The 348-nt window shown below is 56.3% G+C and carries 1 protein-coding gene; it reads right to left on the bottom strand.

All coding sequences use genetic code 11. The annotated features are described in order from the left end of the window. Window positions 1–348, bottom strand: a 348-nt coding sequence (locus ACSIPU_RS30740) for an AMIN domain-containing protein (RefSeq protein WP_435322499.1), incomplete at both ends; no start/stop codon positions are given.

The raw sequence follows: 348 nt of genomic DNA, 5'->3' as shown, positions 1-348 counted from the left end.
CGCCTTTATTGTAATCCTCGAGCAGCGCCAGCAGCGGATCCTGAACATCGGTGGCGTTGGCGGGGTAGAGGTCCATCACCAGACGCTCTTTAAAGCCAGCCACCGGCGCGAGGGCAAACAGCTGCGGCTTAACGTTCTGCTTGAGCTCAAAGACCATGCGCACGGTTTGTGGATCAAACTGGCCCACGCGGGCGGACTTAATAAAGGGATCGTCATCGCGGATCTGGCCGCCCATGCCTTTCAGCACAGAGTTCAGGTTAACCCCTTCCAGATCCACTACCACTCGTTCCGGATTACTGAGGGCAAACTGCCGGTATTTCAGCACATGATTCGAGTCTACCGTGACAC

The organism is Klebsiella sp. HN106, assembly GCF_051209435.1.
Lineage (GTDB): Bacteria > Pseudomonadota > Gammaproteobacteria > Enterobacterales > Enterobacteriaceae > Klebsiella > Klebsiella oxytoca.
The sequence above is the reverse complement of the archived record's forward strand: the minus strand, read 5'-3'. Positions and strand labels throughout refer to the sequence as shown.